Raw genomic sequence first — 24,741 nt, forward strand, 5'->3', positions numbered from 1 at the left:
GGCCGGCTTCTGCAGTGCAGCCGCCCGGGGGCGCTGCGGCTGCTCTCGGGGCGGGTCCTGATGACGGAGGCCGCCCGGATCGGCCGTCCCCTCGGCGTGGTCTGCGCGGTGGCGTCCGCCGGCTACGCCCTGACCGCCCTGCGCGGCGGCCCGGCCCCCGCCTTCGGCCCGCTCTCCGCCCTCGGCGCGCTCGTCGTCGCCGGCTCCACGCTCGCCACCCTGCTCACCGCCGCCGTGGAGGCCCGCCAGTGCCGCGCCGACACCACGGCCGCGCTGCTCCGCCTCGGCGCCCCCGCCGCGATGCTGCGCGGGGCCGCCGTCCTGCGCGCGGCCGCCCTGCTGGCCGTGTTCGGCCCGCTCACCCTGGTGATCGCCGCGCTGTCGGCCCTGCCCCTGAGCCGCTGACGAAAAAACCCGCGAAAACCCGTGCGAGTGCCGATGAGTTCGGCGCGGGCCGCCGGTCTACCCCCGAACACCACGCACCACGCACACCACCCGGACGGGAGAGCCCGCATGTACCAGCAGATGATCTTCGTGAACCTGGCCGTGACCGACCTCGACGCCTCGAAGAGGTTCTTCACCGAACTCGGCTTCTCGCTCAACCCCCGGTTCAGCAACGAGAACGCGGCGTCGGTGGTCATCAGCGACACCATCGTGGCGATGCTCCTGACGAAGCCCTTCTACGCGAGCTTCACCAAGAAGGAGATCGCCGACGCGACGACGACCAGCGAGGTGCTGCTCTGCCTGAGCGCCGAGAGCCGCGAGAAGGTGGACGAACTGGTCGAGAGGGCGATCGCGGCGGGCGGCACGTCGAGCGGCCCGGCCCAGGACCACGGCTTCATGTACGGCCGGTCCTTCGACGACCTCGACGGCCACTCCTGGGAGATCATGTGGATGGACCCGGCGGCCGCCCAGGGCTGACGCGGAGGGCGGTCAAACGTCGGGGTGGTTAATAAGAAGGCAAAGTCAACTGCTGTTGACGGCGGACGCGTTGACACTGCTTACGAGGCACTTATAAACCTGTGAGCCTCCCGGGGGTCCTGGGGCGCCGCCTCATCCGGCGCCGCAAGTCCTCCGCCACCCCCCGCAATTGCTCTCTGAAAAGGACAAACGTTGTCCAAGACTCGCCGTAGCGTACGCCGTTCCGTGCGCGTGCTGGCTGTCGCCTCCGGGTCGGCGGCGCTGGTGCTGGGCCTGTCCGGCTCCGCCCTCGCATGCGACATCAAGGACTTCTCCGCCGAAGCGAAGTGCGACGGCGCCAAGGGTGTCATCGTCGTCACCGACACCGACGCCTCCGCAACTCCGGGCACCGTCAGCGTCTTCCTCCAGGGCGACGGCGGTGTCGAGACGAACGTCGGCGAGCAGCCGGTCAAGGGCTCGAAGAAGGGCGTCGAGGTCACCTTCCCCGAGGACTGGAAGCCGAGCGCCACCTACCGGATCCACATCAAGGCCGGCAAGGTCGACCTGGACATCAGCCCCAACCTGGTCACCCCGTCCACCGCCTGCAAGACCGAGGAGAGCCAGAGCCCGAAGCCGACGTCCAGCGCGTCGTCGCCGACCGCCTCCGCGTCCCCGTCCGAGTCCGCCCCGGCGCAGCCCGCGACGACGACTCCGGCCCCGTCGGCCTCCGCGTCCAGCTCCGCCCCGGCCGGCACCTCCGGGAACGCGCCGTCCCCGGCGGCCGGTGACTCCAACCTCGCCGAGACCGGTGCCAACTCCAACACCGGTCTGATCGCCGGTATAGCGGCGGCCCTGGTCGCCCTCGGCGGCGGGGCGGTCTGGTTCGGCATGCGCCGGCGTGGCGCAGGCCGCCACGGCTGACCCCGCACCACGCCGTACCCCGGCCCGCCCCCGCTGTCCCCAGGGGGCGGGCCGGTGTGCGTGACGGGAGCGGACCCCGGGGTCGCGGGCTCAGTCCAGTACGAGGGTCTCGGTCACGTCGAACTCCACGCCGACCGAGGCGCCGGGCTCGGGTGCGTCCCGCAGCGCGCAGGCCGCCTCCAGCCGCGGGCCGCCGTCCGCCGGCTGGAGGTGGACGGCCACATGGGTGCCCTTGAAGGTACGGGCGGCCACCGTGCAGGGCAGGCCCCGGTCGGCCGGCACCAACCGGACCCCGGCCGGCCGGACGAGGACCGTACGACCGCCCTGCGCGGAGCCGTCCGGCACCACCAGCTTGCCCCACGGGCTGTCGGCGGCCGTACCGGCGACGGTCGCCCGGACCACGTTCTCGAAGCCGAGGAAGCGGGCCACGAACGCGTCGGCGGGCCGCTGCCACATCTCGAGCGGCGTCCCGGTCTGCGCGATCCGGCCGTCCCGCATCACCACCACCCGGTCGGCCAGCGCGAACGCCTCGCCCTGGTCGTGCGTCACGGCGAGCACGGTGGTACCCAACCGGTTGAACAGCTCCCGCAGTTCGACCACCAGCCGCTCCCGCAGCGAGCGGTCGAGCTGGCCGAGCGGCTCGTCCAGCATGAGCAGCCGGGGCCGGGGCGCCAGCGCCCGGGCGAGGGCCACCCGCTGCTGCTCGCCGCCGGACAGCGAGGCCACGGCCCGCCGGTCGGCCCCCGGCAACCCCACCAGCTCCAGCAACCGGGCGACCTCCGCGTCCCGTTCACCCTTGGCGGTGCCGTGCATGCGCAGCCCGAACGCCACGTTCGCGCCGACGTCCCGCTGCGGGAACAGCTGGTGGTCCTGGAACATCAGGCCGACCCCGCGCCGGTGCGCGGGCACCCCGGCCTGGTCCCGGCCGTCCAGCAACACCCGCCCGGAGTGCAGGGGTTGCAGCCCGGCCACCACCCGCAGCAGGGTCGACTTCCCGCTGCCGCTGGGCCCGAGGACGCACACCACCTCGCGTTCGGCGACCTCCAGGCCGACGGCGTCGAGCACCGCCCGCCCGCCGAAGCGCACGGTCGCGGCATCCAGGCCCAGCAGCATCTAGAACTCCCCCGTCCGGTCGGTGCGCAGCCGCTCCAGGACCAGCAGCGCGGCGGCGCACACCACCATCAGAATCGTCGAAAGGGCCATCGCCTGGCCGTAGTTGAGGTCGCCGGGGCGGCTCAGCAGCCGGGCCACCGCGACCGGGAGCGTGGGGTTGTCGGGGCGGGCGATGAACACGGTCGCCCCGAACTCGCCCAGCGACACGGCGAACGCGAACCCGGCCGCGACCAGCAGCGCGCGCCGCACCAGCGGCAGGTCCACCTCCCGCCACACCCGCCAGGGCGAGGCCCCGAGCACGGCCGCCGCCTCCCGCAGCCGGACGTCCACCGCACGCAGCACCGGCAGCATGGTCCGTACGACGAAGGGGGCGCCGACCAGCGCCTGGGCGAGCGGCACCAGGATCCAGGACTGGCGCAGGTCCAGCGGCGGCTTGTCGAGCGCGATCAGGAAGCCGAAGCCGACGGTCACGGCCGACACCCCGAGCGGCAGCATCAGCAGCGCGTCGAAGCCGCGCACCAGCCGACCGGCGTCCCGGCGGGCCAGCGCGGCGGCGGCGAGACCTCCGATCACCACGGCGATGGCGGTGGCGGCCACGGCGTACTCCAGCGAGGTCCACACCGCGTGCAGGGGCGCCACCAGGAACGTACCGCCGTCGGATGCGGTCAGCGCCCGGTAGTAGCCGAGGCCCGGCGCGTCGAGGGAGCGGCGGACGAGGACGGCGAGCGGCAGGACCAGCAGCAGCGCGATCGTGGTGAGGACACCGGCGAGCAGCGTCCACTGGCCGGCACCGCGCGGGCGCCGCACGGTCGTCTTCGGGTCCACGAGCCGGAGGGCGCTCTCCCGGCGCCGTACCGTCCAGGCGTGCACGACGAGGATCGCGCCGACGGCCGCGAACTGGACAAGGGTGAGGACGGCGGCCGTGGACAGGTCGAAGACCTCGGATGTCTGCCGGTAGATCTCCACTTCGATGGTGGAGAAGGTGGGGCCGCCGAGGATCTGCACCACGCCGAAGGAGGTGAAGGTGAACAGGAAGACCATCAGGCCGGCGGCGGCCACGGCGGGCGCCAGCGCGGGCAGGGCGACCTTCCGCCAGGCCGTCAGCGGGGAGGCGCCCAGCATCCGGGCGGCCTCCTCCTGGCGGGGGTCGAGCTGGGCCCACAGCCCGCCGACCGTGCGGACGACGACCGCGTAGTTGAAGAAGACGTGGGCCAGCAGAATCGCCCACACGGTGGTGTCGAGCCGTACCCCCCACAGCTGGTCGAGCAGCCCGCCCCGGCCGACCAGCGCGAGGAAGGCGCTGCCGGCGACCACGGTCGGCAGAACGAACGGGACGGTGACGACGGCCCGCAGCAGCTGTCTGCCCGGAAAGTCCAGGCGGGCGAAGGCGTACGCGGCGGGCAGCGCGAGCAGCAGGGTGAGCGCGGTGGAGGCGAGCGCCTGCCAGGTGGTGAACCACAGCACGTGCCGGATGTCCGGCCGGCCGACGACGTCCGCGATCCGCCCGAACCGCCAGGCGCCGTCCACGTCCAGCCCGCGCGCGATGATCGCGGCCACGGGCCAGGCGAAGAACAGCGCGAAGAACGCGACGGGCAGGGCCATCAGGCCTAGCCGGGCCGCGTTCCCCCCGCGCCGACGCCTGCGGACCGCTACTTCAGTACGAGCGAGGTCCACGACTTGACCCACTGATCACGGTTGGCGGCGATCCTGCCGGGGGCCATGGTCTCGGGGTCCTTGGCGGCCGGCCCGTACTCGGTGAACTCGGCGGGGACCTTGGCGCCCCGCACCACCGGGTAGACGAACATCTTCAGCGGCATGTCCTCCTGGAACTCCCGGGAGACCAGGAAGTCGATGAAGGCCTTGGCACCCTTGGGGTTCCTCGCGTTGCTCAGCAGCCCGGCGAACTCGATCTGCCGGAAGCAGGTGCCGGTGGCGACGCCGGTCGGGGCCGTACGGGGCCGCTTCTTGGCGTAGATGACCTCGGCGGGCGGCGAGGAGGCGTACGACACGACGAGCGGCCGGTCGCCGCCCGCCTTCCTCCCCTCCGACGATCCGGAGAACTCCTGGTAGTAGGCCTGGTCCCAGCCGTCGACGACCTTCACCCCGTTGGCCTTGAGCTTCTTCCAGTAGTCGGGCCAGCCCTGGTCGCCGAACCGCGCGGCGCTGCCGAGGAGGAAGCCGAGGCCGGGCGAGGAGGTGGCGGCGTTCTCCGTGACGAGGAGGTTCTTGTACCGCGGGTCGGCCAGGTCGGCGAAGGACGTCGGCGGGGCCAGCTTGTGCTCGCTGAAGTACGCCTTGTCGTAGTTGACGCAGATGTCACCGTGGTCGACGGGTGTGACCCGGTGCTTGTCCCGGTCGAGCTGGTAGGCGGGGTCGGCCTTGTCCAGGCCCTTGGCGGTGTACGGCTGGAAGAGGCCGTTGTCGAGGGCGCGGGAGAGCAGGGTGTTGTCGACGCCGAAGAAGACGTCGCCCTGCGGGTTGTCCTTGGTGAGGATCGCCTTGTTGACGGCCTGCCCGGCGTCGCCGTCCTCAAGGACCCTGACCTTGTACCCGGACCGCTGCTCGAAGTCCTTCAGGACCTTCTTCGAGACGGCCCAGGAGTTGTGGCTGACCAGGGTGACGGTCCTGGAGTCCGCGCCGCTCCCGGTGTCCGTCGAGCCGCACGCGGACAGGGAGATCAGCCCGAGCCCGACCGCGACGGCCACGAGGGTCTTGTTGTGCACTGGATGTCCTCCTGGGGTTGGCCAGGAAGAGACGCGGCCCTGCCCGGACCCCGCGAGGGGCCCGGGCAGGGCGCAACAGCTTGAGTGGTGACCGAACTTCCTACCCAGAATGACCTGGGCGAGGTTCAGAGGGTCTGCGGCCCGGTTGCCGCACTCTCAGCGCTGTGGCGCTCCCCTGTCGGAATATGCAGATGTTGGACTATGCGGATGTCGGACGATGCAGGTGTCCGACGATATGAAGTTGTGTCGGCATGAAATCGTGTCGACCGGCTCAGATTACCGCTCGGTGGCCGCGAGCTGCCCGCAGGCCCCGTCGATCTCCTGACCTCGGGTGTCCCGGATGGTCACGGGCACCCCGTGCGCCGCGATGGCCTCCACGAACGCCTTCTCGTCCTCGGGCCGGGACGCGGTCCACTTCGACCCCGGCGTCGGGTTCAACGGGATGAGGTTGACGTGCACGGGCTTGCCCCTGAGCAGGCGACCGAGCCGGTCACCCCGCCAGGCCTGGTCGTTGATGTCCCGGATGAGCGCGTACTCGATGGACAGCCGGCGCCCGCTCTTCTCGACGTACTCGAACCCGGCGTCCAGCACCTCGCGCACCTTCCACCGCGTGTTCACGGGGACGAGGGTGTCGCGCAGCTCGTCGTCGGGGGCGTGCAGGGAGATCGCCAGCCGGCACTTGAAGCCCTCGTCGGCGAACCGGTGGATGGCCGGCACCAGCCCGACCGTGGACACGGTGATCCCGCGCTGCGACAGCCCCAGCCCGTCCGGGGCCGGGTCGGTGAGCGCACGGATCGCACCGACGACCCGCTTGTAGTTGGCGAGCGGCTCACCCATGCCCATGAAGACGATGTTCGACAGCCGCGCGGGCCCGCCGGGCACCTCGCCGTCCCGCAGCGCGCGCATCCCGTCGACGATCTGGTGCACGATCTCGGCGGTGGACAGGTTGCGGTCCAGCCCCGCCTGGCCGGTCGCGCAGAACGGGCAGTTCATCCCGCAGCCCGCCTGCGAGCTGATGCACATGGTGACCCGGTCCGGATACCGCATCAGCACGGACTCGACCAGCGTCCCGTCGAACAGCCGCCACAGCGTCTTGCGCGTGGTCCCCTCGTCGGTGGACAGATGCCGGACGACCGTCATCAGCTCCGGAAACAGCGCCTCCTGGAGCTTGGCGCGCGCACCGGCGGGGATGTCGGTCCACTGCTCCGGGTCGTGCGCGTACCGCGCGAAGTAGTGCTGCGAGAGCTGCTTGGCACGGAACGGCTTCTCACCGATCCCGGCCACCGCGTCCTTGCGCTCGGCGGGCGTGAGGTCAGCGAGATGCCGCGGCGGCGACTTGGCTCCGCGCGGCGCGACGAATGTGAGTTCTCCGGGCTTAGGCATGGCCTTACCAGTGTCGCAGATCATCTCCGGGACCCAGCCCAGAGCGGGGTGGGGGTGGTCACCCGCGGGTGCCGACTGTCAGCGTTGGTCGGCTTCGGACGGCCCAGGGACGGCCCAGGACTCGGTCAGCCCTCAACCGGCCATCTCCAGGCAGGGGCGCCACCGCCGGTCACTTCAGGTACACGGGATCGACTGGGAGCTGTTCCTTGTAAGACCACGTGAACGTGCGATCGGGTTCGAGGTGGGCGTCCCCCCAGTGGATGGCGTGGATGCCGTTTTCGGCGTCGGCCGTGAAGAACACACAGACCAATCTGGTGGAAACTCCCAACTCCTCGAACACTTCATGCAGCCCGAGATACTCCTCGGTCGCCAGGTCCTCATCAACGTCGAACAGGCCTTCCGGAGGTTGCGGCCCGTGCGCCCGAAACAGCCGGTGCCGAGTGGGCGACGCGTTGGCCGGCAGTCGCGCTCGGTCAAGGGGCCTCGGCCTGTCCGCGTACCGAAAGGGGAAGAGCGCGTGATCGTTGATCACCGCGTACTCATATCCGCGCACGTCTCGCACGGCTTCCCCCAGCTCACGCGCCGTCTCCGCCAGGTGCTCGCGGACCAGCCCCGCAAGGGCGACGCCGTAGGGACTCCGCTTCTTCAGCCCCGCGGCGAGGTGCGCGGCATGAGCCTTCCCATGCGCCTTGGCCAGTTGCACCGGGACCGCAGCGGCAAGCGCGCCGGCATGCCGCCCAAACCGCTCGACGGCCCAGGCCGATGGCCCTACCTGATAGCCACCCAACACCGCCATACAGTGCCTCCCTCCCCCAGGTCCCGCCTCTGAACTGTGTGACACGCACACGAAGGGCGCACAAGGGGGCGATCTGGCCAGTACACGGCAGCACACTCTCGCTTATCAGAACAGCCACAACTGATCACGGGCGGCCGTGACCTGCGGCCCAGCCGTCGGCATCTGTCGATGTCGGTCACCATTGAGCGCCCTCCTACGGCCCGACGACGGCCGGGGGAGGGCGCTCATATGCCGGTCTCTTGATCGGCCTGCTGGATGACCAGCGTGCCTAAGGAAGCCCACGACTCTAACCAGCTCAGACGCCGTGGGCTTCTGTCGTTGTCGGTCGTCAGTGCGGGCTGACCTCGTACGGCCCACCGCGATGTCCGTAGCAGCGTGGTGTGGTCGGAGCAAAGCAGCGTTGCACGACTCATATTCTCGGATCAGCTCGAGCGCAAGGATCAATAGGGCGAGGGGGTATGTCGAAGCCTACGCAAATGCAGGTGAGCCATCCGTAACGCTTGGTCCAGATGTCGACGCGTGGCTTCGACAGGGAGTCAGGCAAATTGTCATCGTGCCATTCGTCTCCGATTTGGAAACCGAGTATATGGAAGTCCTCTGGGGGCCGCTGCGAGAGGAAGGCCGCGGGCGCGCGGAATGGGAATATGCGGGCGGTTTCAGTGAGCAGCGTTTGACAGGTAACGCCTAGTCTTTCATCCAGGTCGGTGGAGTCTTAATACCCAGTCAAGCGCCGTTGGCCGGGTGCTTCAGCGCCAGTCTGGAGATCGCCTACGCGGATGGTGTCTTGTCTGCGGTGTCGCTGATCTGGGCCGCGACTGGCCGGGATCTTGGTGTGCGCTCAGAGCTGCGGCGTCCCGGCAGCGATCTCGAATCCGGAGGACTCGTCCCATGGAACCGCCCCCCACAGGCTCACCACGGCGGCCCCGATGCGGTGCACCAGAGGCCAGTCGGGGTTGTCCCCGCTGAGGGTGACGGTGGCTAGCAGGTCGCATCCCCAGATGCCTTGCTCATCGTTTGGCGATGCAGCGATCACAGACTCCGCGATCTCGGCTACGCCCACGTGTACTTCCAGCGTCAACAAGTCCGCGACTGGCCTGTCGCTGTCGCTGCAGCCCGTACCGAGCCTGAACGCGGCCACGGATTCCTCGAAGGGCCCCAACCACTCGCCGACCAGACGGTCACCGCTCTCCAGGAGGCGGTCCAGCAGGCGATCAAGCGCCTCGTCGCCTCTGTCTTCTCCAGAGCGGCAGAAGAAGCTGAGTTGGTAGGCCACGATTCCCCCGTCGTACGCGCTTGACCGCAAGCTGTTTCCACTGCGTCATCATGCACGCCGCACCTGCGATTGCGGTCGGCGGTGTCTTTACGACCGAGTCAGGCTGCTGTGGTGGTGCGCGTGCTCGCTGGTGGGCTCGTGGTGAAGAGGCGGTTGTCGCGAAGCAGAGCCCAGAGGACGTCGACGCGGCGGCGGGCGAGGGCGATGACGGCGGGGATGTGTTTGTGGCCCTGGGCTCGTTTCTTCAGGTAGTAGGTGCGGTTGGGGCCGTCCCGGATGATGCTGGTCTGCGCGGAGAGGTAGAACACGCGGCGCAGGCGGCGGCTGTAGCGCCGGGGTCGGCGGAGGTTGCCGGTGCGGCGTCCGGAGTCCTTGGCGACGGGGACCAGGCCAGCGGCGGAGGCGAGGTGACCGGCGTCGGGGTAGGAAGCCAGGTCACTCGCGGCGACGAGGAACTCCGCGCCCAGGATGGGGCCGATCCCCGGCATCGACTCGATGACCGCGGCCTGTGGATGGGTGCGGAAGGCGTCGCTGATCTGCCGGTCGAGTTGCTTGAGCCGCTCGTCCAAGGCCAGCACTTGCGCGGCGAGGTCTGCGGTGATGCCCGCGGCCGTGTCCTCCGGGGGCACCGTCACGCCGGGCAGCACCCGCGCGATGACCGCGGCCGGACAGTTCAATGTGTTGGGCGTGCGCGGCGGTGAGGGCGGGTGGCGGCGACCGCCTCGGGATGGCGCACACCTCGCGCGGCGAGCCAGCGGGTCAGGCGGGCCTGGCCGCAACGGCGCAGGACGGCGGAGGTCTGGTAGCCGCGGTGAGCAGGGTGCTCGGATCCAAGGCCCGCAGGTCAGCCGCCGTAGAGGCCCCACTCGTCGAGGCCGCCGTAGATGTGCGCTTCGAGGCATTGCGGGGCGTCGAGGCCCACGGCCTCACCCCGGTACACGGCGATGAGGGAGCCCCTGCCCCGCCACCAGGAGTCGGTCGCACCCTGTACTTCGGGCACCGGCTCGAATGCGCCGAGATCCAGTGCATCGACGGCCTTGCCCGTGACCCTTGTGACGGTTGTGGCCCAGCGGCGGGCATGAGCGGCGAGAGCCAGGGATTCCACCCATCCGTCAGTGCTGGCATGCAGGGGCGTCCAGCGGTGGGCGTCGACACCGAACGCACCGTCGGGGCCGATCACGAAGCTGTAGGCCATGGACACCCGGCAGTCCCCTGCCGGGAACGACCAGCCTTCTGCGGGCATCTCCTCGGGGCAGTCGGCGTCCAGGATGCGCGGACCGCCCTCGTAGAAGGGGGCCGGCGGCAGGGCGAGGCCGCCCCAGCGGTCCTGGAAGACAGCGGCCCGTTCGATCTCCGCAGCGGGGATCCCGTGCTCGATCCACGCGTCGCTGTGTCGCCTGAGGTCCTGCCGGCGAACGCGGATGCCCTCCGTCTCGATGAACCGCCGGGCCCTGCGGCTCAGTCCGGCAGGCGCGATCGGGACAGGCGATACGGGCTGGTCAGCCATCACCGCTGGTCGCCATTACCGGCTTGGAGCACGACATCACTGGTCATGGGCCCGGAGCCTAGCGACGGACTCCAGACGTACCCGAAGAGGGCTTGGCCGGCCACCGCTCTGCGCGGCCGACTACCGCGCTCAGTCACCGCTGGTTGCCCCGAGAACAGGTGAGGGCAAGCGGCTCCCCTGGCGCCTTGGCACTGGAATACCGCAGCTACCAGGTCACCGGCAGGGATTTCGGGCCGCGGAGCAGGCCCCGGCGTTGGAAGGCGACCTGGTCGGGGGGTACGGCCAGGTGGAGGGTGGGGAAGTGGGTGAGGACGGTGCCGATCATGACCTCGGCCTCCATGCGTGCCATGGCGGCGGCCAGGCAGTGGTGTGGGCCGTGGCCGAAGGCCAGGTGGGTGGGGTTCTCGCGGTCGAGGTCCAGGGTGTCGGGGTCGGGGAAGACCGCGGGGTCGCGGTTGGCGGCGACGTAGGCGTTGTAGACCACCTCACCGGCGCGGATCAGCCGGCCGCCGACCTCGACGTCCTCGGTGGCGACCCGTGGGATGCCGACACCGTTGCGGTGCGGGACGTAGCGGAACAGCTCCTCCACCGCCCGGGGCAGCAGTTCCGGTTCCCGGCGCAGCCGGTCCAGTTGTGCGGGGTGGGTGAGCAGCGCGTACATCATCGAACCGCTGTTGCCGCGGACCGCGTGGCCGCCGCTGACCTGCACGGCGGTGGCGAGGGAGAGGGCCTCGTCGTCGGTGATCTCGCCGTTCGCCGCGGCCTGCGCCAGCACTCCGGCCAGGTCCTCGCGGGGTTCCGCGCGGCGGCGCCGGAGCAGTTCGGTGATCCGAGCCCGGGTGAGCCGGGCGGCCTCCCGGGCCCGTTCCTCGGCGTCGGCGCCCGCGGACAGCAGGGCCTCGCCCGTCTCCGCCCAGCGGTGCCAGTCCTGCTCCTCGACGCCGAGGAAGTCGCGCAGCACGGCAAGCGGGAAGGGACCGTGCAGGTGCTCCATGAGGTCGGCCGGGGGGCCGGCGCGCCGCATGCCGTCGAGCAGTTCGGCGGCCCGGCGTTCGGCGAGCGGGCGCAACCGCCGCATGCTCGCGCCGGTGAACGCGCGGGCGACGACCCGGCGCAGCCGGGTGTGGCGGGGCGGGTCGATGTACTGCACGCCCGCCGTCTGGGAGGCCACCGGCACCGGGCGCATGGCGGGGACGTCGCGGCCGACGACCCGTTCCCGGGAGAAGCGCGGGTCGGAGGTGACGAAGCGGACGTCCTCGTAGCGGGTGACCAGCCAGGCGTGTCCCTCGCCGTACGGCAGCCTGATCCGGGTGACCGGCTCCTCGCGCAGCAGCTCGTCCAGGAACGGGTCGGGGTCGAGCGCGGGCAGGTCCTCGACGGCCCAGAACCGCACCGGCGGGGCGGCGGCCTGGCCGAACGGGGCGGGGGCGGGGTCGAGGGGCATGGGGCGGACTCCCTGCTGCGGCGCCTGGGCGGCGCGACCGCCGTCCTGTGAGGGAGTCTGCCGCGCGCCGCTCCCCGCCGCCGATTCCTGCTGCGGCATCCGGGTGCGCGGGTCGCCGGGTACGACGACGGCCCCCGCCCTGTATCCAGGGGCGGGGGCCGAAAGCCGTACGGAAGCGACTCCTGTCACACGGGGAGCCGTACCGCTCACGCCGAGCCGACGAAGACCACCATCAGCAGCCACACCACCGGAGCCGTCGGCAGCAGCGAGTCGAGCCGGTCCATGATGCCGCCGTGCCCGGGGAGCAGGGTGCCCATGTCCTTGATGCCCAGGTCCCGTTTGATCATGGACTCGCCGAGGTCGCCCAGCGTGGCACTGGCCGCGACCGCGAGGCCCAGCAGCAGGCCCTGCCACCAGACGCCGTCGTGGATGAGGTACTGCATGCACAGCGCGCCCGCGACCATCGCGAACAGCACCGCGCCCAGCAGGCCCTCGCGGGTTTTGCCGGGGCTGATGCGCGGGGCGAGCTTGTGCCTGCCGAACCGCCAGCCGACCGCGTAGGCACCGGTGTCGCTGACGACCGTCAGCAGCAGGAAGGTGAGCACCCGCCAGGGCCCGTCGTCGGCGGCGAGCATCAGCGCGACGAACGTGGCCAGGAAGGGCACGTAGAACGCCGCGAAGACGCCGGCCGTGACGTCCCTGAGGTAGCCCTCCGGGGGTTCCGTCATGCGCCAGACCAGCGTGGCCAGGGCCGTCAGCGCCATGGCGACCCACGCGCCCTCGGCGCCGCGCACATAGCCGGCGACGACCATCGCCGCACCGCCGAGCGCGAGCGGCACCAGCGGCGCCTTGATGGCCTTGCGCTCCTGGAGCCTGCTGGTCAGCTCCCACAGGCCGACGACGACGGCGACCGCGACCACGCCGACGAACACGGCCTTGACGATGAACAGGGACGCGACGATCACCACACCGAGGCCGACCCCGACGCCTATGGCCGCGCTCAGGTCACGGCCCGCGCTCTTCTTCTGCGGCACTGGCGCCGGCTGCGGGGCGTCGGGCATGGGCTCCGGGTTCTGGTTCTCGGCCGGGAGTCCCCGGGCCTGCAACGTCTCGTCTCGGAACAGGGGGCCGCCCAGCCGGGCGGCCCCCCGGTCGTCGTCCTGGTCTCCGCCGTACGCGGCTACGTCGGGCACGGGCATGGGGCGAGTCTGCTGCGCCTCAGGCGCATCGTACGCGGGACCCGCCGGGACGGCCCCCGGGACAGGCTGGGCGGGGCCGCCCCCGGTGGGCCCCCAGTACCCGGCCTGGCCCGCCGCTGGCGGCACTCCCCAGGAAGAGTCGCTCATCAGACTTCGAGCAGCTCCGCTTCCTTGTGCTTGAGGAGCTCGTCCACCTGGGCGACGTACTTCGCCGTGGTGTCGTCGAGCTCCTTCTCCGCGCGGCGGCCCTCGTCCTCGCCGACCTCGCCGTCCTTGATCAGCTTGTCGATGGCGTCCTTGGCCTTGCGGCGCACGGACCGGATGGACACCTTCGCGTCCTCACCCTTGCCCTTGGCGACCTTGATGTACTCGCGGCGGCGCTCCTCGGTCAGCTCGGGGAACACCACCCGGATGATGTTGCCGTCGTTGCTGGGGTTGACGCCCAAGTCGGAGTCCCGGATGGCCTGCTCGATGTTGCGCAGCGCGCTCTTGTCGAACGGGGTGACGACCGCCATGCGCGGCTCCGGCACGGAGAACGAGGCCAGCTGGTTGATCGGCGTCAGGGCACCGTAGTAGTCGGCCACGATCTTGTTGAACATCGCCGGGTGCGCACGCCCGGTGCGGATCGCGGCGAAGTCCTCCTTGGCGACCACGACGGCCTTCTCCATCTTCTCCTCGGCCTCGAGGAGGGTCTCTTCGATCACCACTTGCTCCTGCGTGTCTTGAGTAAGGCCCGGCTGCGGTTCCTGAAGTCGGTCGGCGGCCGGCTGCGTCGCGTCTTCTTCCTGCACGGTTCCCCACCGGCAGGACATTGTCCATCCCCCGGCCGGGGTCCGGCTCCCTCACGGGGCCGCAGGTGACCGGCCGGGTTGATCCCGGGTCAGTCCCGGTTCGCCTCGTCACCCACCAGGGTGCCGATCTTCTCACCCTTGACGGCGCGGGCGATATTGCCCTCCGCGAGAAGCTCGAAGACCAGGATCGGGAGCTTGTTGTCGCGGCACAGCGTGATGGCGGTGGCGTCGGCTACCTTGAGGTCACGGGTGATGACCTCGCCGTAGCCGAGGGCGTCGAACTTGACGGCGTCGGGGTTGGTCTTGGGGTCGGAGTCGTAGACCCCGTCCACGCCGTTCTTGCCCATGAGCAGCGCCTCGGCGTCGATCTCCAGGGCGCGCTGGGCGGCGGTGGTGTCGGTGGAGAAGTAGGGCATGCCCATGCCGGCACCGAAGATGACCACGCGGCCCTTCTCCAGGTGCCGCACGGCGCGCAGCGGGATGTACGGCTCGGCGACCTGGCCCATGGTGATGGCGGTCTGCACGCGGGACTGGATGCCCTCCTTCTCCAGGAAGTCCTGGAGGGCGAGGCAGTTCATCACGGTGCCGAGCATGCCCATGTAGTCGGAGCGGGCGCGGTCCATGCCGCGCTGCTGGAGTTCGGCGCCGCGGAAGAAGTTGCCGCCGCCGATGACGACCGCGATCTGGGCGCCGTCACGGACGACGGCCGCGATCTCACGGGCGATCTTGTGCACCACGTCGGGGTCGACACCCAGGCCCCCACCACCGGAGAAGGCCTCACCGGACAGCTTCAGCAGAAACCGGCCGGGTACTTTGCCGTCGTCGCTCTTCTGGGCCTTGGTCGTCATGGGGGATCCCGCCTCTTTCACGTGGTGCACATACGAAGAAGGCCATTGCCGGTGGGGTTGCTTTTCGCTCCCATGCGCGGCAATGGCCTCCTCGTCAGATCTGCTGCCGTCCGCCTCACGCCGGGGTGTGGCGGTGTGCGCGGACGACTGCTCTCGACCCTATCGAGAAATCTCGCCGGGTCGCGGTCGATCGCGGTACGGACTCAGATGCCGACCTTGATGCGCGAGAAGCGCTTCAGGGTGACACCGGCCTCGTCCAGGACCTTCTGGACCGACTTCTTGTTGTCGAGGGCGTACGGCTGACCGAGCAGCGTGGCGTCCTTGAAGAAGCCGTTCAGGCGACCCTCGACGATCTTGGCGATCGCGGCCTCGGGCTTGCCCTCGGCGCGGGTGGTCTCCTCGGCGATGCGGCGCTCGGACTCCACGACCTCGGCCGGGATGTCCTCCTTGGCGAGGTACTTCGGCGCGAAGGCGGCGATGTGCTGGGCGACGCCCTTGGCGACCTCGGCGTTCGGCTTGTCCAGCTCGACCAGGACACCGATCTGCGGGGGCAGGTCGGGCATGGTGCGGTGCATGTAGGCGAGCACGAAGCCGTCGCTGAACTGCGCGAAGCGGTCGAGGACGATCTTCTCGCCGAGGTTGGCGTTGGCCTCGTCCACGAACGCCTGGACGGTCTTGCCGGCCTCGATCTCGGAGGCGAGCAGGGCCTCCAGGTCGGCCGGGTTCGTCTTGGCAACGTGCTCGGCGATGGCGTTGGCCACGGCCTGGAACTTGTCGCCCTTGGCGACGAAGTCCGTCTCGCACTTCAGCTCGACCAGGACGCCGGAGGAGTTGTCGTCGGCGATGATGGAGACCACGGCGCCGTTCTCGGCGGAGCGGCCCTCGCGCTTGGCGACGCCCTTCTGGCCCTTGATGCGCAGCGCCTCGACGGCCTTCTCGACGTTGCCCTCGGCCTCGTCCAGCGCCTTCTTGCAGTCCATCATGCCGGCGCCGGTCAGCTCACGGAGCTTCTTGACGTCGGCGGCGGTGTAGTTCGCCATGAGTCTGTAAGTCTCTCTCGAAGTCTGGAAGATCTTCAGATCAGCACGGTGTGCGCTCCACATGTGAGCGCGGAGCGCATACGACGCACCGACCTACGGGTGAACAGCGGGGGCGGACTTCATGTCCCGCCCCCGCCGTCGACGCGTACGTCAGGCCTGCTCGCCCTCGGCGACCGGGGCCTCGGCGGCCGGGGCCTCCGCAGCCGGGGCCTCCGCAGCCGGGGCCTCGGCGGCCGGGGTCTCGGCGGCGGCCTCGGCCGGCTTCTCGGCCTCGTCGGCCTTCTTCTCGCCCTCGAGCAGGTCGCGCTCCCACTCGGCGAGCGGCTCGCCCGCGGCCTTCTCGCCCTTGTCGCCGGTGGCGACGCCGGAGCGGGCGATGAGGCCCTCGGCGACGGCGTCGGCGATCACGCGGGTGAGCAGGGTGACGGAGCGGATCGCGTCGTCGTTGCCCGGGATCTTGTAGTCGACCTCGTCGGGGTCGCAGTTGGTGTCGAGGATCGCGACGACCGGGATGTTCAGCTTCCGGGCCTCACCAACGGCGATGTGCTCCTTCTTGGTGTCCACGATCCAGACGGCGCTGGGCACCTTCTGCATCTCGCGGATACCGCCGAGGGTCTTCTCCAGCTTGGCCTTCTCGCGCGAGAGCACGAGAAGCTCCTTCTTGGTCAGACCGGACGCGGCGACGTCCTCGAAGTCGATCTGCTCGAGCTCCTTGAGGCGCTGCAGACGCTTGTAGACGGTCGAGAAGTTGGTGAGCATGCCGCCCAGCCAGCGCTGGTTGACGTAGGGCATGCCGACACGGGTGGCCTGCTCGGCGATGGCCTCCTGCGCCTGCTTCTTCGTGCCGACGAACATGACCGTGCCGCCGTGGGCGACGGTCTCCTTGACGAACTCGTAGGCGCGGTCGATGTACGACAGCGACTGGAGCAGGTCGATGATGTAGATGCCGTTGCGCTCGGTGAAGATGAAGCGCTTCATCTTCGGGTTCCAGCGACGGGTCTGGTGACCGAAGTGGACGCCGCTCTCCAGCAGCTCCCGCATCGTGACGACGGCCATGGCCGTTTCTCCTTGGTGTTCTCGGTTGTGCCGCGCCCGCCGGACGGCGGCCGCGCCTGACGCCCGCGACGCGCCGTGCCACGAAGGACCGAGGGGCGCTTGGTACGAACCGTTGCCGGCCGTCGTACCGGGGCGTGCGAAGTCGACCCGGTGACCCGGATCGCCAGAAGAAGTGTACGGGACCGCCGGGGTGCCGGGTGACGCCCCTGTCCACAACCGGCGGGTGGTCCACAGGGTCCGGCGGTGATCGGCGGGGTGCGGGACGGTGGGCGGCATGCGATACGTGATGGTGTGGACGACCCTGCTGCTGGCCTCGGCGGTGGCCCTGCTCACCCCGCCGGCCTGGGCGGACCCCCCTCCGCCGCCCGTGGGACCCCCGGTCCCGGCCATCGGCCGCGCCTGGCCGGTGGGCGTACGGCCGCTGGTCCTGCGCGGCTGGCAGCCGCCGGCGACGGTGTACGGCCCCGGGCACCGGGGTGTCGACCTCGCGGCCCCGCCCGGCGCGCCGGCGCGGGCGGTCGCCGCCGGCCGGGTGCTGTTCGCGGGGCGGGTGGCCGGGCGGGGCGTGGTCTCGCTGGCCCTGGCCGGCACGGACCTGCGCACCACCTACGAGCCGGTACGCCCGTCGGTGTCCAGGGGGGACGAGGTGAGCGCGGGCGAGGTGGTGGGCTCGGTGGACCCCCCGACCTCCCACTGCGGCCCGACACCCTGCGTCCACTGGGGCCTCCTGCGTGACGAGACCTACCTGAACCCCCTGTCCCTCCTCCCACCATGGCTCCTGGGCAGCGGCCCATCGAGACTGCTACCGGTCCCGGCGCGGCGGTGAGCTGCGGTGAGCTGCGTGGCGGGGGTGCCGGGGGCGCCGTGCGCGAGCGCGGCCGGACGCGGGGGCCCCGAGGCGCCCCTCACCGTCTGCACGTGGCAGTCGGTCCGGCGGCCGTCAGCCGCTCACGCCTCGCAGGGCCATGGACACGGCCGCGGCAGTCACCGCTTCCGGCGTTTCCGCCGCGCCCAGTTCGATTCTGCGTACCGCCGCGTCCACGACCCCCTGCAGCAGCATCGCCGCCAGCCGGGGCTGCTCGTGGCCCAGTCGCTCCAGGGCCTCGACGATCATCGTGACCAGGCCCCCGTGGGCCGCGCGGATCTTCTCCCGGGCGCCGGCGTCCAGCTCACTGGCCGAGATCGCCACGACCGCCCGGTGCCGGCGGTCCGCGACCAGCGCCAGCTGCCGGCGCACGTACGCCTCGACCTTGTCCTCGGCCGACTCGGCGCGTTCCATCGCCGCGGCGACCTCCGCCGCCCACACCGGGAAGTCGACCGCGCACAGCTCCTCGACCACGGCGGCCCGGGAGCGGAAGTACTCGTACACGGACGACCGCGCCAGCCCCGTCCGCTCGGCCAGCGCGGGGAAGGTCAGCGCGTCCGTCCCGCCCTCGGACAGCAGGGACCGAGCCGCGTCCAGCAGAGCGGCTCGCTGCATCGACCGGTGTTCGGCCACGGAGGCCGCTCGAATCCTTGGCACGCCGTCCACTGTACGGACGGGCCTCGTCGGAAGGGAGGACTCAGCGCCCGAAGCTCGCCAGCTTGGCCCGCAGCTGGAGCACGGACTTGGTGTGGATCTGGCTGACCCGGCTCTCGGTGACGCCGAGCACGTTGCCGATCTCGGCGAGGGTCAGGCCCTCGTAGTAGTACAGGGTGACCACGGTCTTCTCCCGCTCGGGCAGCGTGTTGATCGCCCGCGCCAGGAACCGGCGCAGTTCCCGGTCCTCGGCCACCTCCACCGGGTTGTCCGCGGCGGTGTCCTCCAGCGTGTCCATCAGGCTGAGCCGGTCCCCGCCCTCACCGCCGACGTGCAGCAGCTCCTCCAGCGCGACCACGTTGGCCAGCGACAACTGGCTGAACACGGCGTGCAGGTCGTCGACCTCCATGCCCAGCTCGGCGGCGACCTCCCCCTCACTCGGCGTCCGTCGCAGCCGCGCCTCCAGGGTGGCGTAGGCCCGCTCGACGTTCCGCGCCTTCTGCCGGACCGAGCGGGGGATCCAGTCCAGCGCCCGCAGCTCGTCGATCATCGCGCCGCGGATCCGGGTGATCGCGTACGTCTCGAACTTGATCTCCCGGTCGATGTCGAACTTCTCGATCGCGTCGATCAGCCCGAACACCCCGGAGGAGACGAAGTCGGCCTGCTCCACGTTGGGCGGCAGCCCGACGCTCACCCGGCCTGCCACGTACTTGACCAGCGGCGAGTAGTGCAGGATCAGCTGCTCCCGCAGCCGGTCGTCCCCTGTCGCCTTGTACGACCGCCACAGCTCGTCGAGCGTCGAGGGTGCGGGCGGTCGCACGCTGCCACCGTCGCGGGCGGCTGGGGGGATCGCCGCCCGGTCGGACCCGGAGGTGTGCTGGGGCATTCGTCGCCTTGTGCCGTTCTGCCGTGAAGTGCCGTGAAGTGCTGCGGAGTGGGAGGGAGTGGGGGCTCGTGCGGTGAAGTGGGCTGCCTGGGTGAGGTGACTGTCTGATGCCGGGTTGGCGCGATCTGCGCCGCCGCCTTTGTGAGCGTAGCGTGACTGGGGAGTCGCGGTGTGCGAACAGTGCGGCACCACCCGTGCGCGGGGCGCGCGGGTCGGCAGGGTGACCAGGGGCCGCGGCTCGCTCTGTGTGACCGGCCGCGGGCGCCAACTCCGGGAAACGCCAAGGGCGTCGGGGATTCCCCCGGACGGCCGAACACGGTGGGTCAGCACGGCGCCCGGCCGTCCCGGACCGAGATCATCGCCTGGCGTGTCAACTTCCAGCCGTCGCCGTGTCGTTCGACGTAACCAAGTGCTCGGAGTTCGTACAGTCTCGCGATCGCCTCGTCACGCGTGGTGCGGGCGCCGAGCGCGATCTCGTCGGCCGGTGCGGCACGGCTGCCGGGCAGGGCGGCGAGCACCGTGCGCGCGGCCGGTTCCAGCAGGTCACGCGGGAGCACAGGCCCCCGCCGGGGCGGCGCCAGCTCACCCATGTCGCCCACGAGTTCGACGACCTCCGTGGCGTCGGTGACCAGGGTGGCCTCCCCGCGCAGCAGTTCGTGCACGCCGGCGGAGAGGGCGCTGGTGACCGGGCCCGGCACGCCCATGGTGAACCGGCCGAGGCGCTGGGCGGCCCGCGCGGTGGACAGCGAGCCGCTGCGGCAGGCCGCCTCCACGACGACGGTGCCCCTGGTCAGCGCGGCGATGACACGGTTGCGCAGGATGAACCGGCTGGGGGTCGGGTGGTCGCCCGGCGGCAACTCGCCCACCACCAGCCCCTGGCCGGCGATCCGGCCGATCAGGGCGGCGTGGCCGCGGGGGTAGGGCTGGTCGACTCCGCAGGCCAGGACGGCGACGGTGGCGCCGCGGACGGCGAGGGCGCCCCGGTGGGCGGCCCCGTCGATCCCGAAGGCGCCGCCCGACACGACCACCCAGCCGCGTTCGGCGAGGCCGGAGGCGAGGGTGGCCGCCGCGTGGGTGCCGTACTCGGTGCAGGCGCGGGCGCCCACGACGGCCACGGAGCGCAGCGCCCACATCCGCAGGTGCGGCCGGCCGCGTACCCACAGTCCGAGGGGCCGCGCGTCGCCCAGGTCGTCCAGTTGCCCGGGCCACTCGCCGTCCCCCGGGCACACGAACCGCGCGCCGGCCGCCCGGGCCACCTCCAGGTCCCGCTCGGGCTCGGCCCGCCGGGCCCGGGCGACGAGCCCCGCCCACCGGGTCCCGCTCACCCCCGGCAACGGATCCCTGCCGCACCGCAGCCGCCGTACCACCTCCGCCACCCCGCACTCCCGCACCCAGCGTCCCCCGGTCTCGTCCCCGGGCTCGATCACCCGGCCGAGGAAGGCCCGCCCGAGCCGCTCGGCGCCGGGGTCCTCCGCGCCGGTCATGTCAGGGCCCCGATGGCCATCGCCACCCCCCGGGGGACACCGGTGCGCAGGTGCAGGGCCAGGGCGACGTCGGTGGCGTCCGGGCGGTCGTGTCCGACGAGGTCGGCGACCGTCCAGGCGACGCGCAGGACGCGGTCGATGCCCCGGGCGGTGAGCACGCCCCGTTCCAGGTTGCGTTCGGCCTCGTCCATCGCCCCGGCGACGGCGTGGTACCGGCTGCGCAGCTCGCGGCCGGGCACCTCGCTGTTGGTGCGCCACGGGGTGCCGGCGAGGCGGGCCGCCGCCCGCTCGCGGGCCTGGCGCACCCGGTCGGCCACGGTGGCGGTGGACTCTCCGCGGGCGCCGGGCGCGGTGAGCTGTGCCCGGGTGACCGGGTCCACCTCGACGCGCAGGTCCACCCGGTCGAGCAGCGGCCCGGACAGCCGGGACTGGTACCGGCGGATCGCCGACGGCGGGCACTCGCACAGGGAGTCGCGCAGGGAGAACCGTCCACAGGGACAGGGGTTGGCGGCCAGGACCATGAGGAACCGGGCCGGGAACCGGACCACGCCGGCGCTGCGTGCGATGACGACGTGCCCGGACTCCAGTGGCTGCCGCAGCGCGTCGAGGGTCTGGCTGTGGAACTCGGGTGCCTCGTCCAGGAACAGGACGCCGCGGTGGGCGAGGGAGACCGCGCCGGGGCGGGCGATGCCCGGGCCGCCGCCGACGAGGGACTGCATCGTGGCCGAGTGGTGCGGGGCGCAGTAGGGTGCGACGTCGATGAGCGGCTTGCCCGGGGGCAGCAGTCCGGCGACCGAGTGCACGGCCGTGACCTCCAGGGAGTCCTCCCGGGTGAGCCGGGGAAGGACGGCGGGCAGGCGCTCGGCGAGCATGGTCTTGCCGGCGCCGGGCGGCCCTTGCAGGAACAGGTGGTGTCCGCCGGCCGCGGACACCTCCACCGCCGTACGCGCGGAGGTCTGCCCCACGACGTCCGCCAGGTCGTGATCGTGGTCGTGCTGCGCGGCGCCGATGCTGTGCATCCCGGTGGCCGCGCCCGTGCCCGGTACCCGCAGCCCGGCCAGGAGGGGGTCGGGCCGTCCCTGCTCGTCCGGTGCCTCGTCGGGGACGGGTTCCTCGGTCAGGACGGCGATGAGCTGCCGGAGACTGCGCACGCCGAGCACGGACACCCCGGGGACCAGTGCCGCCTCGGCGGCGGCGCACTCGGGCACGACCACCTGCTCGTATCCCGCGTCGGCCGCCGCGAGGACGGCCGGCAGGATGCCCCGGACCGGGCGCACCCGGCCGTCCAGGCCCAGTTCGCCGATCATGACGATGTCGGCGAGGACCCGGGGGTCGATCCGCTCGGCGGCACCGAGCACCGCGCAGGCGACGGCGAGGTCGAAGCCCGAGCCGGCCTTGGGGACCGAGGCCGGGCTGAGTCCGACGGTGAGCTTCTTCTGCGGCCACTCGCCGCCGGAGTTGACCACCGCCGCCCGCACCCGGTCCCGGCTCTCCGTCAGGCTCTTGTCGGGGAGGCCGACCAGGGTGAAGGCGGCGACGCCGGGTTCGAGGTCGGCCTGGACCTCGACGACCACGCCCTCGACGCCGACCAGGGCCACGGAGCACGTACGGGCGAACGCCATTCAGGCCACCCCCCGGGCGTGCTCGACGGTCGGGGCGCCGCGGCGGGGCAGGAGGACGCCGACGAGGTCGATGCGGACTCCGCCCGGCGGGGCTCCTCCGTGGGCCTGGGTCCAGTGCGCGGCCAGGGCGCGGAGCCGGGCCGCCTTCTCGGGGGTCACCGCGGCCATCGGGTGTTCGTACTCCCCGCCGGTGCGGGTCTTGACCTCGCAGACGACGACCGCGTCCCCGTCCCGGGCCACGATGTCGATCTCCCCGGACCGTCCGCAGCGCCAGTTGCGCGCCAGGATCGTCAGGCCGGCCTCGGTGAGCCGCCGGGCGGCCAGCTCCTCGCCGTACTTGCCGATTGCTTCTCGTGCGTTCATGTCGGCACCTCCTCAGGCGCCAACGGTCACGCATGCCGTCCCCGGATGTTGATCTTGGGGGACTACTCGGCGGTTGTGGAAAACCCCCTCACCCGCACGAGCGGACATCAGCCGCCCGGCAGCTCCAAGTCGCTCTTGTTCAGCTCCTCGATGTTCACGTCCTTGAACGTGAGCACCCGGACCTGCTTGACGAAGCGAGCCGGCCGGTACATGTCCCAGACCCAGGCATCGGCCATGGTGACCTCGAAGAACACCTCTCCTTGCACCGAGTGCACCTGCATCTCGTAGTCGTTGGTGAGGTAGAACCGTCGCTCGGTCTCGATCACGTATTTGAACAGACCGACGACATCTCGGTACTCCCGGTAGAGCTTCAGCTCCATCTCGGTCTCGTACTTTTCGAGGTCCTCGGCGCTCATGGCATGTTCCCCTTCAGCCGTGCGATCCCCCCATTGTGCGCCAGTCCCGGGAGCCCTCAGACGATTTCCGTGTCGAGGGTCACGGGCGTGGCCGGGGGACCTTCGACGAGCAGCGTGCGCAGCAGCTCGGCGAGTCTGGTCGGATACACCGTCTCATGTGCCCGGGTCAGTTCCCGACACGTCCACCAGCGCGCTCCGGCGACGCTGCGCCGCTCCAGCTCGGTCAGCCCCGTCGCCACGGTCTCCGTCCGGGTCGTACGGGCCAGGTAGTACCACTCGTCCTGGTCCCAGCGGCGGCCCGCGAACGGGAACGAGCACCGCCGCCGCCAGAGCACGGGGCCCAGTTCGACGTCGGTGATGCCGGTCTCCTCGGCGAGTTCCCGCAGCGCGGCCTCCTCGCGCGTCTCGGCGCCCTCCAGGCCGCCGCCGGGCGTGAACCACCAGTCGTCGGCCGGATCGTCCGGCTCGTGGCCGTGCAGGAGCAGGATGCGGTCCGCGGGGTCGAGCAGCACCACCCGGGCCACCTTCCGCAGCCCGCCCCCGTCACCACCGTCCCCTTCGACGCCGCCGGGCCCGCCGGCCGCGCCGTGCCCCCGCGCGCCGCCGCTCCCTTCACCGCCGTACGGCCCCGCGCCCTCGTACGGCTCCCCCGGTGCCCGCGTCGTGTCAGCGGGCACCGGCCGTCTCCGGTCGGGCGGTACGGGTGCGGGAGCGGTGCAGGCGGGCCGCGACGGGGCCGTAGGCGCCGCCGCCGAGGACCAGGACCGCGCCGGCGACGACCAGCAGCTCGATGGTGCGCAGCGGACCGGGCCGGGAGAGGGAGCCGAGCGTCTCGAAGCCGGTGGGGCGCTTGAGCATGCCCTTCCAGGGCCAGACGACGGCGTCCACGCGGGCGGACACGGCGGTGCGCGAGACGGTGCCCCGGGCCGCGTCGGTGAGGTGGGCGGTGGAGTCAAGGGAGCCCTGGCGTTCGTCGCCGAGCAGGAAGAGCCGGCCCTCGGGCACGGTCACCTTGCCGAAGCCCTTGATCTCGGCCAGGCTGCCCGCGGGCAGGTACGGCTCGTCGATCTGCTTGCCGTTGACGGTCAGCTTGCCGTCGGTGCAGCAGGAGACGGTGTCACCGCCCACGGCGACCACGCGCTTGACCACCTTGGCGTTGGTGACCCAGCTCTTGTCCTCGAAGACGACCACGTCACCGCGCCGCACCTCGTCGCCGTCGACGCGCTGGGCGAGCACCCGGTCGCCCGCGTCGATGGTGGGGGTCATGGAGCTGGTGGGCACGGTGTACGGCCGGTAGACCAGCGCTCCCCACGCGAACCCGCCGAGGAACAGCACCAGACCCAGCGCCACCGCCAGCCCGGACAGCCGCTGCCCGAGCCGGCCGCCGGCCGGTGCCGTGCCGGTGCCGCCGCTCCGCGGGGCCGTACGCGTCATGCTCTCGCCACCCATGGACCCGC

24 protein-coding genes and 1 pseudogene are annotated in these 24,741 nt (G+C 71.5%); 3 read left to right on the forward strand and 22 right to left on the reverse strand.

Annotated features, from left to right (window positions below):
* Positions 1 to 513: 513 nt before the first annotated feature.
* Positions 514 to 921: a VOC family protein gene (locus ACZ3ZD_RS17905; RefSeq protein ID WP_467398074.1), complete on the forward strand. Its 408-nt coding sequence runs from the start codon at positions 514 to 516 to the stop codon at positions 919 to 921.
* A 225-nt stretch (positions 922 to 1,146) separates the two neighbouring features.
* Positions 1,147 to 1,821, forward strand: coding sequence for an LAETG motif-containing sortase-dependent surface protein (locus ACZ3ZD_RS17910; RefSeq protein ID WP_467398076.1), 675 nt, complete (start codon positions 1,147 to 1,149; stop codon positions 1,819 to 1,821).
* Positions 1,822 to 1,911: 90 nt separating this feature from the next.
* On the opposite strand, the gene ACZ3ZD_RS17915 is transcribed toward ACZ3ZD_RS17910, so the two are convergent.
* The 14 genes and pseudogenes from ACZ3ZD_RS17915 to rpsB form a co-directional block, all read right to left on the reverse strand.
* Positions 1,912 to 2,934 (reverse strand): ABC transporter ATP-binding protein, encoded by a 1,023-nt coding sequence (locus ACZ3ZD_RS17915; RefSeq protein ID WP_467398079.1) that lies wholly within the window; start codon positions 2,932 to 2,934, stop codon positions 1,912 to 1,914.
* Positions 2,935 to 4,536, reverse strand: coding sequence for an ABC transporter permease (locus ACZ3ZD_RS17920; protein ID WP_467398080.1), 1,602 nt, complete (start codon positions 4,534 to 4,536; stop codon positions 2,935 to 2,937). It lies immediately after the preceding gene.
* A 47-nt stretch (positions 4,537 to 4,583) separates the two neighbouring features.
* Positions 4,584 to 5,657: a thiamine ABC transporter substrate-binding protein gene (locus ACZ3ZD_RS17925; RefSeq protein ID WP_467398083.1), complete on the reverse strand. Its 1,074-nt coding sequence runs from the start codon at positions 5,655 to 5,657 to the stop codon at positions 4,584 to 4,586.
* A 276-nt stretch (positions 5,658 to 5,933) separates the two neighbouring features.
* Entirely contained in the window at positions 5,934 to 7,040 is a 1,107-nt protein-coding gene (gene rlmN / locus ACZ3ZD_RS17930) for a dual-specificity RNA methyltransferase RlmN (protein ID WP_467398085.1), read from the reverse strand.
* A gap of 169 nt (positions 7,041 to 7,209) precedes the next feature.
* Positions 7,210 to 7,836 carry a hypothetical protein gene (locus ACZ3ZD_RS17935; protein WP_467398088.1) on the reverse strand — a complete coding sequence of 209 codons (627 nt, stop codon included), beginning with the start codon at positions 7,834 to 7,836 and terminating at the stop codon, positions 7,210 to 7,212.
* Between the two features lie 838 nt (positions 7,837 to 8,674).
* Entirely contained in the window at positions 8,675 to 9,109 is a 435-nt protein-coding gene (locus ACZ3ZD_RS17940) for a hypothetical protein (RefSeq protein ID WP_467398090.1), read from the reverse strand.
* A 98-nt stretch (positions 9,110 to 9,207) separates the two neighbouring features.
* A pseudogene (locus ACZ3ZD_RS17945) lies at positions 9,208 to 9,917 on the reverse strand (transposase); the annotation flags it as partial.
* Between the two features lie 36 nt (positions 9,918 to 9,953).
* Entirely contained in the window at positions 9,954 to 10,616 is a 663-nt protein-coding gene (locus ACZ3ZD_RS17950) for a hypothetical protein (RefSeq protein WP_467398092.1), read from the reverse strand.
* A 205-nt stretch (positions 10,617 to 10,821) separates the two neighbouring features.
* On the reverse strand, positions 10,822 to 12,060 hold the full coding sequence (locus tag ACZ3ZD_RS17955; protein WP_467398095.1) for a cytochrome P450: 1,239 nt from the start codon (positions 12,058 to 12,060) through the stop codon (positions 10,822 to 10,824).
* 206 nt (positions 12,061 to 12,266) lie between these two features.
* Positions 12,267 to 13,406, reverse strand: coding sequence for a phosphatidate cytidylyltransferase (locus tag ACZ3ZD_RS17960; RefSeq protein ID WP_467398097.1), 1,140 nt, complete (start codon positions 13,404 to 13,406; stop codon positions 12,267 to 12,269).
* Positions 13,406 to 13,963, reverse strand: coding sequence for a ribosome recycling factor (gene frr, locus ACZ3ZD_RS17965; RefSeq protein WP_189981158.1), 558 nt, complete (start codon positions 13,961 to 13,963; stop codon positions 13,406 to 13,408). Before frr ends, ACZ3ZD_RS17960 begins: the two co-directional genes overlap by 1 nt.
* A 176-nt stretch (positions 13,964 to 14,139) precedes the next feature.
* Entirely contained in the window at positions 14,140 to 14,898 is a 759-nt protein-coding gene (gene pyrH, locus ACZ3ZD_RS17970) for a UMP kinase (protein ID WP_467398100.1), read from the reverse strand.
* Between the two features lie 203 nt (positions 14,899 to 15,101).
* Entirely contained in the window at positions 15,102 to 15,938 is an 837-nt protein-coding gene (gene tsf, locus ACZ3ZD_RS17975) for a translation elongation factor Ts (RefSeq protein WP_467398104.1), read from the reverse strand.
* A 150-nt stretch (positions 15,939 to 16,088) separates the two neighbouring features.
* Positions 16,089 to 16,994 carry a 30S ribosomal protein S2 gene (rpsB, locus tag ACZ3ZD_RS17980; protein ID WP_467398107.1) on the reverse strand — a complete coding sequence of 302 codons (906 nt, stop codon included), beginning with the start codon at positions 16,992 to 16,994 and terminating at the stop codon, positions 16,089 to 16,091.
* Positions 16,995 to 17,268: 274 nt separating this feature from the next.
* On the opposite strand from rpsB, the gene ACZ3ZD_RS17985 reads away from it, so the two are divergent.
* Positions 17,269 to 17,820: a peptidoglycan DD-metalloendopeptidase family protein gene (locus tag ACZ3ZD_RS17985; RefSeq protein WP_467398108.1), complete on the forward strand. Its 552-nt coding sequence runs from the start codon at positions 17,269 to 17,271 to the stop codon at positions 17,818 to 17,820.
* Positions 17,821 to 17,934: 114 nt separating this feature from the next.
* Here ACZ3ZD_RS17985 and ACZ3ZD_RS17990 read toward each other — a convergent pair whose 3' ends face one another.
* The 8 genes from ACZ3ZD_RS17990 to lepB form a co-directional block, all read right to left on the reverse strand.
* Positions 17,935 to 18,492, reverse strand: a complete 558-nt coding sequence (locus tag ACZ3ZD_RS17990) for a TetR/AcrR family transcriptional regulator (RefSeq protein ID WP_467398442.1) — start codon at positions 18,490 to 18,492, stop codon at positions 17,935 to 17,937.
* A 64-nt stretch (positions 18,493 to 18,556) separates the two neighbouring features.
* Entirely contained in the window at positions 18,557 to 19,399 is an 843-nt protein-coding gene (gene whiG / locus ACZ3ZD_RS17995; protein WP_467398111.1) for an RNA polymerase sigma factor WhiG, read from the reverse strand.
* A 323-nt stretch (positions 19,400 to 19,722) separates the two neighbouring features.
* Positions 19,723 to 20,883, reverse strand: coding sequence for a DNA-processing protein DprA (gene dprA / locus ACZ3ZD_RS18000; RefSeq protein ID WP_467398113.1), 1,161 nt, complete (start codon positions 20,881 to 20,883; stop codon positions 19,723 to 19,725).
* Positions 20,880 to 22,505 (reverse strand): YifB family Mg chelatase-like AAA ATPase, encoded by a 1,626-nt coding sequence (locus ACZ3ZD_RS18005; RefSeq protein ID WP_467398116.1) that lies wholly within the window; start codon positions 22,503 to 22,505, stop codon positions 20,880 to 20,882. The genes dprA and ACZ3ZD_RS18005 overlap by 4 nt, the downstream gene beginning before the upstream one ends.
* Positions 22,506 to 22,868, reverse strand: coding sequence for a YraN family protein (locus tag ACZ3ZD_RS18010; RefSeq protein WP_467398118.1), 363 nt, complete (start codon positions 22,866 to 22,868; stop codon positions 22,506 to 22,508).
* Between the two features lie 107 nt (positions 22,869 to 22,975).
* Positions 22,976 to 23,284 carry a DUF2469 domain-containing protein gene (locus tag ACZ3ZD_RS18015; protein WP_014675276.1) on the reverse strand — a complete coding sequence of 103 codons (309 nt, stop codon included), beginning with the start codon at positions 23,282 to 23,284 and terminating at the stop codon, positions 22,976 to 22,978.
* 56 nt (positions 23,285 to 23,340) lie between these two features.
* Positions 23,341 to 23,817: an NUDIX hydrolase gene (locus tag ACZ3ZD_RS18020; RefSeq protein ID WP_467398445.1), complete on the reverse strand. Its 477-nt coding sequence runs from the start codon at positions 23,815 to 23,817 to the stop codon at positions 23,341 to 23,343.
* 133 nt (positions 23,818 to 23,950) lie between these two features.
* Complete coding sequence (gene lepB, locus ACZ3ZD_RS18025; RefSeq protein ID WP_467398120.1) at positions 23,951 to 24,733, reverse strand: signal peptidase I; 783 nt, start codon at positions 24,731 to 24,733, stop codon at positions 23,951 to 23,953.
* Positions 24,734 to 24,741 lie beyond the last annotated feature (8 nt).

Source organism: Streptomyces sp. NPDC023481, assembly GCF_055560195.1.

Excerpts from the sequence above, each read along its gene's own strand:
- rlmN (WP_467398085.1), bottom strand. The coding sequence starts at position 7,040 with ATGCCTAAGCCCGGAGAACTCACATTCGTCGCGCCGCGCGGAGCCAAG.
- tsf (WP_467398104.1), bottom strand. The coding sequence starts at position 15,938 with ATGGCGAACTACACCGCCGCCGACGTCAAGAAGCTCCGTGAGCTGACC.
- ACZ3ZD_RS17985 (WP_467398108.1), top strand. The coding sequence starts at position 17,269 with ATGCGATACGTGATGGTGTGGACGACCCTGCTGCTGGCCTCGGCGGTG.
- ACZ3ZD_RS17920 (WP_467398080.1), bottom strand. The coding sequence starts at position 4,536 with ATGGCCCTGCCCGTCGCGTTCTTCGCGCTGTTCTTCGCCTGGCCCGTG.
- rpsB (WP_467398107.1), bottom strand. The coding sequence starts at position 16,994 with ATGGCCGTCGTCACGATGCGGGAGCTGCTGGAGAGCGGCGTCCACTTC.
- ACZ3ZD_RS18015 (WP_014675276.1), bottom strand. The coding sequence starts at position 23,284 with ATGAGCGCCGAGGACCTCGAAAAGTACGAGACCGAGATGGAGCTGAAG.
- ACZ3ZD_RS17955 (WP_467398095.1), bottom strand. The coding sequence starts at position 12,060 with ATGCCCCTCGACCCCGCCCCCGCCCCGTTCGGCCAGGCCGCCGCCCCG.
- ACZ3ZD_RS18010 (WP_467398118.1), bottom strand. The coding sequence starts at position 22,868 with ATGAACGCACGAGAAGCAATCGGCAAGTACGGCGAGGAGCTGGCCGCC.
- dprA (WP_467398113.1), bottom strand. The coding sequence starts at position 20,883 with ATGACCGGCGCGGAGGACCCCGGCGCCGAGCGGCTCGGGCGGGCCTTC.
- ACZ3ZD_RS17960 (WP_467398097.1), bottom strand. The coding sequence starts at position 13,406 with ATGAGCGACTCTTCCTGGGGAGTGCCGCCAGCGGCGGGCCAGGCCGGG.
- ACZ3ZD_RS18005 (WP_467398116.1), bottom strand. The coding sequence starts at position 22,505 with ATGGCGTTCGCCCGTACGTGCTCCGTGGCCCTGGTCGGCGTCGAGGGC.
- pyrH (WP_467398100.1), bottom strand. The coding sequence starts at position 14,898 with ATGACGACCAAGGCCCAGAAGAGCGACGACGGCAAAGTACCCGGCCGG.
- ACZ3ZD_RS17915 (WP_467398079.1), bottom strand. The coding sequence starts at position 2,934 with ATGCTGCTGGGCCTGGATGCCGCGACCGTGCGCTTCGGCGGGCGGGCG.
- ACZ3ZD_RS17905 (WP_467398074.1), top strand. The coding sequence starts at position 514 with ATGTACCAGCAGATGATCTTCGTGAACCTGGCCGTGACCGACCTCGAC.
- lepB (WP_467398120.1), bottom strand. The coding sequence starts at position 24,733 with ATGGGTGGCGAGAGCATGACGCGTACGGCCCCGCGGAGCGGCGGCACC.
- ACZ3ZD_RS17935 (WP_467398088.1), bottom strand. The coding sequence starts at position 7,836 with ATGGCGGTGTTGGGTGGCTATCAGGTAGGGCCATCGGCCTGGGCCGTC.
- whiG (WP_467398111.1), bottom strand. The coding sequence starts at position 19,399 with ATGCCCCAGCACACCTCCGGGTCCGACCGGGCGGCGATCCCCCCAGCC.
- ACZ3ZD_RS17950 (WP_467398092.1), bottom strand. The coding sequence starts at position 10,616 with ATGGCTGACCAGCCCGTATCGCCTGTCCCGATCGCGCCTGCCGGACTG.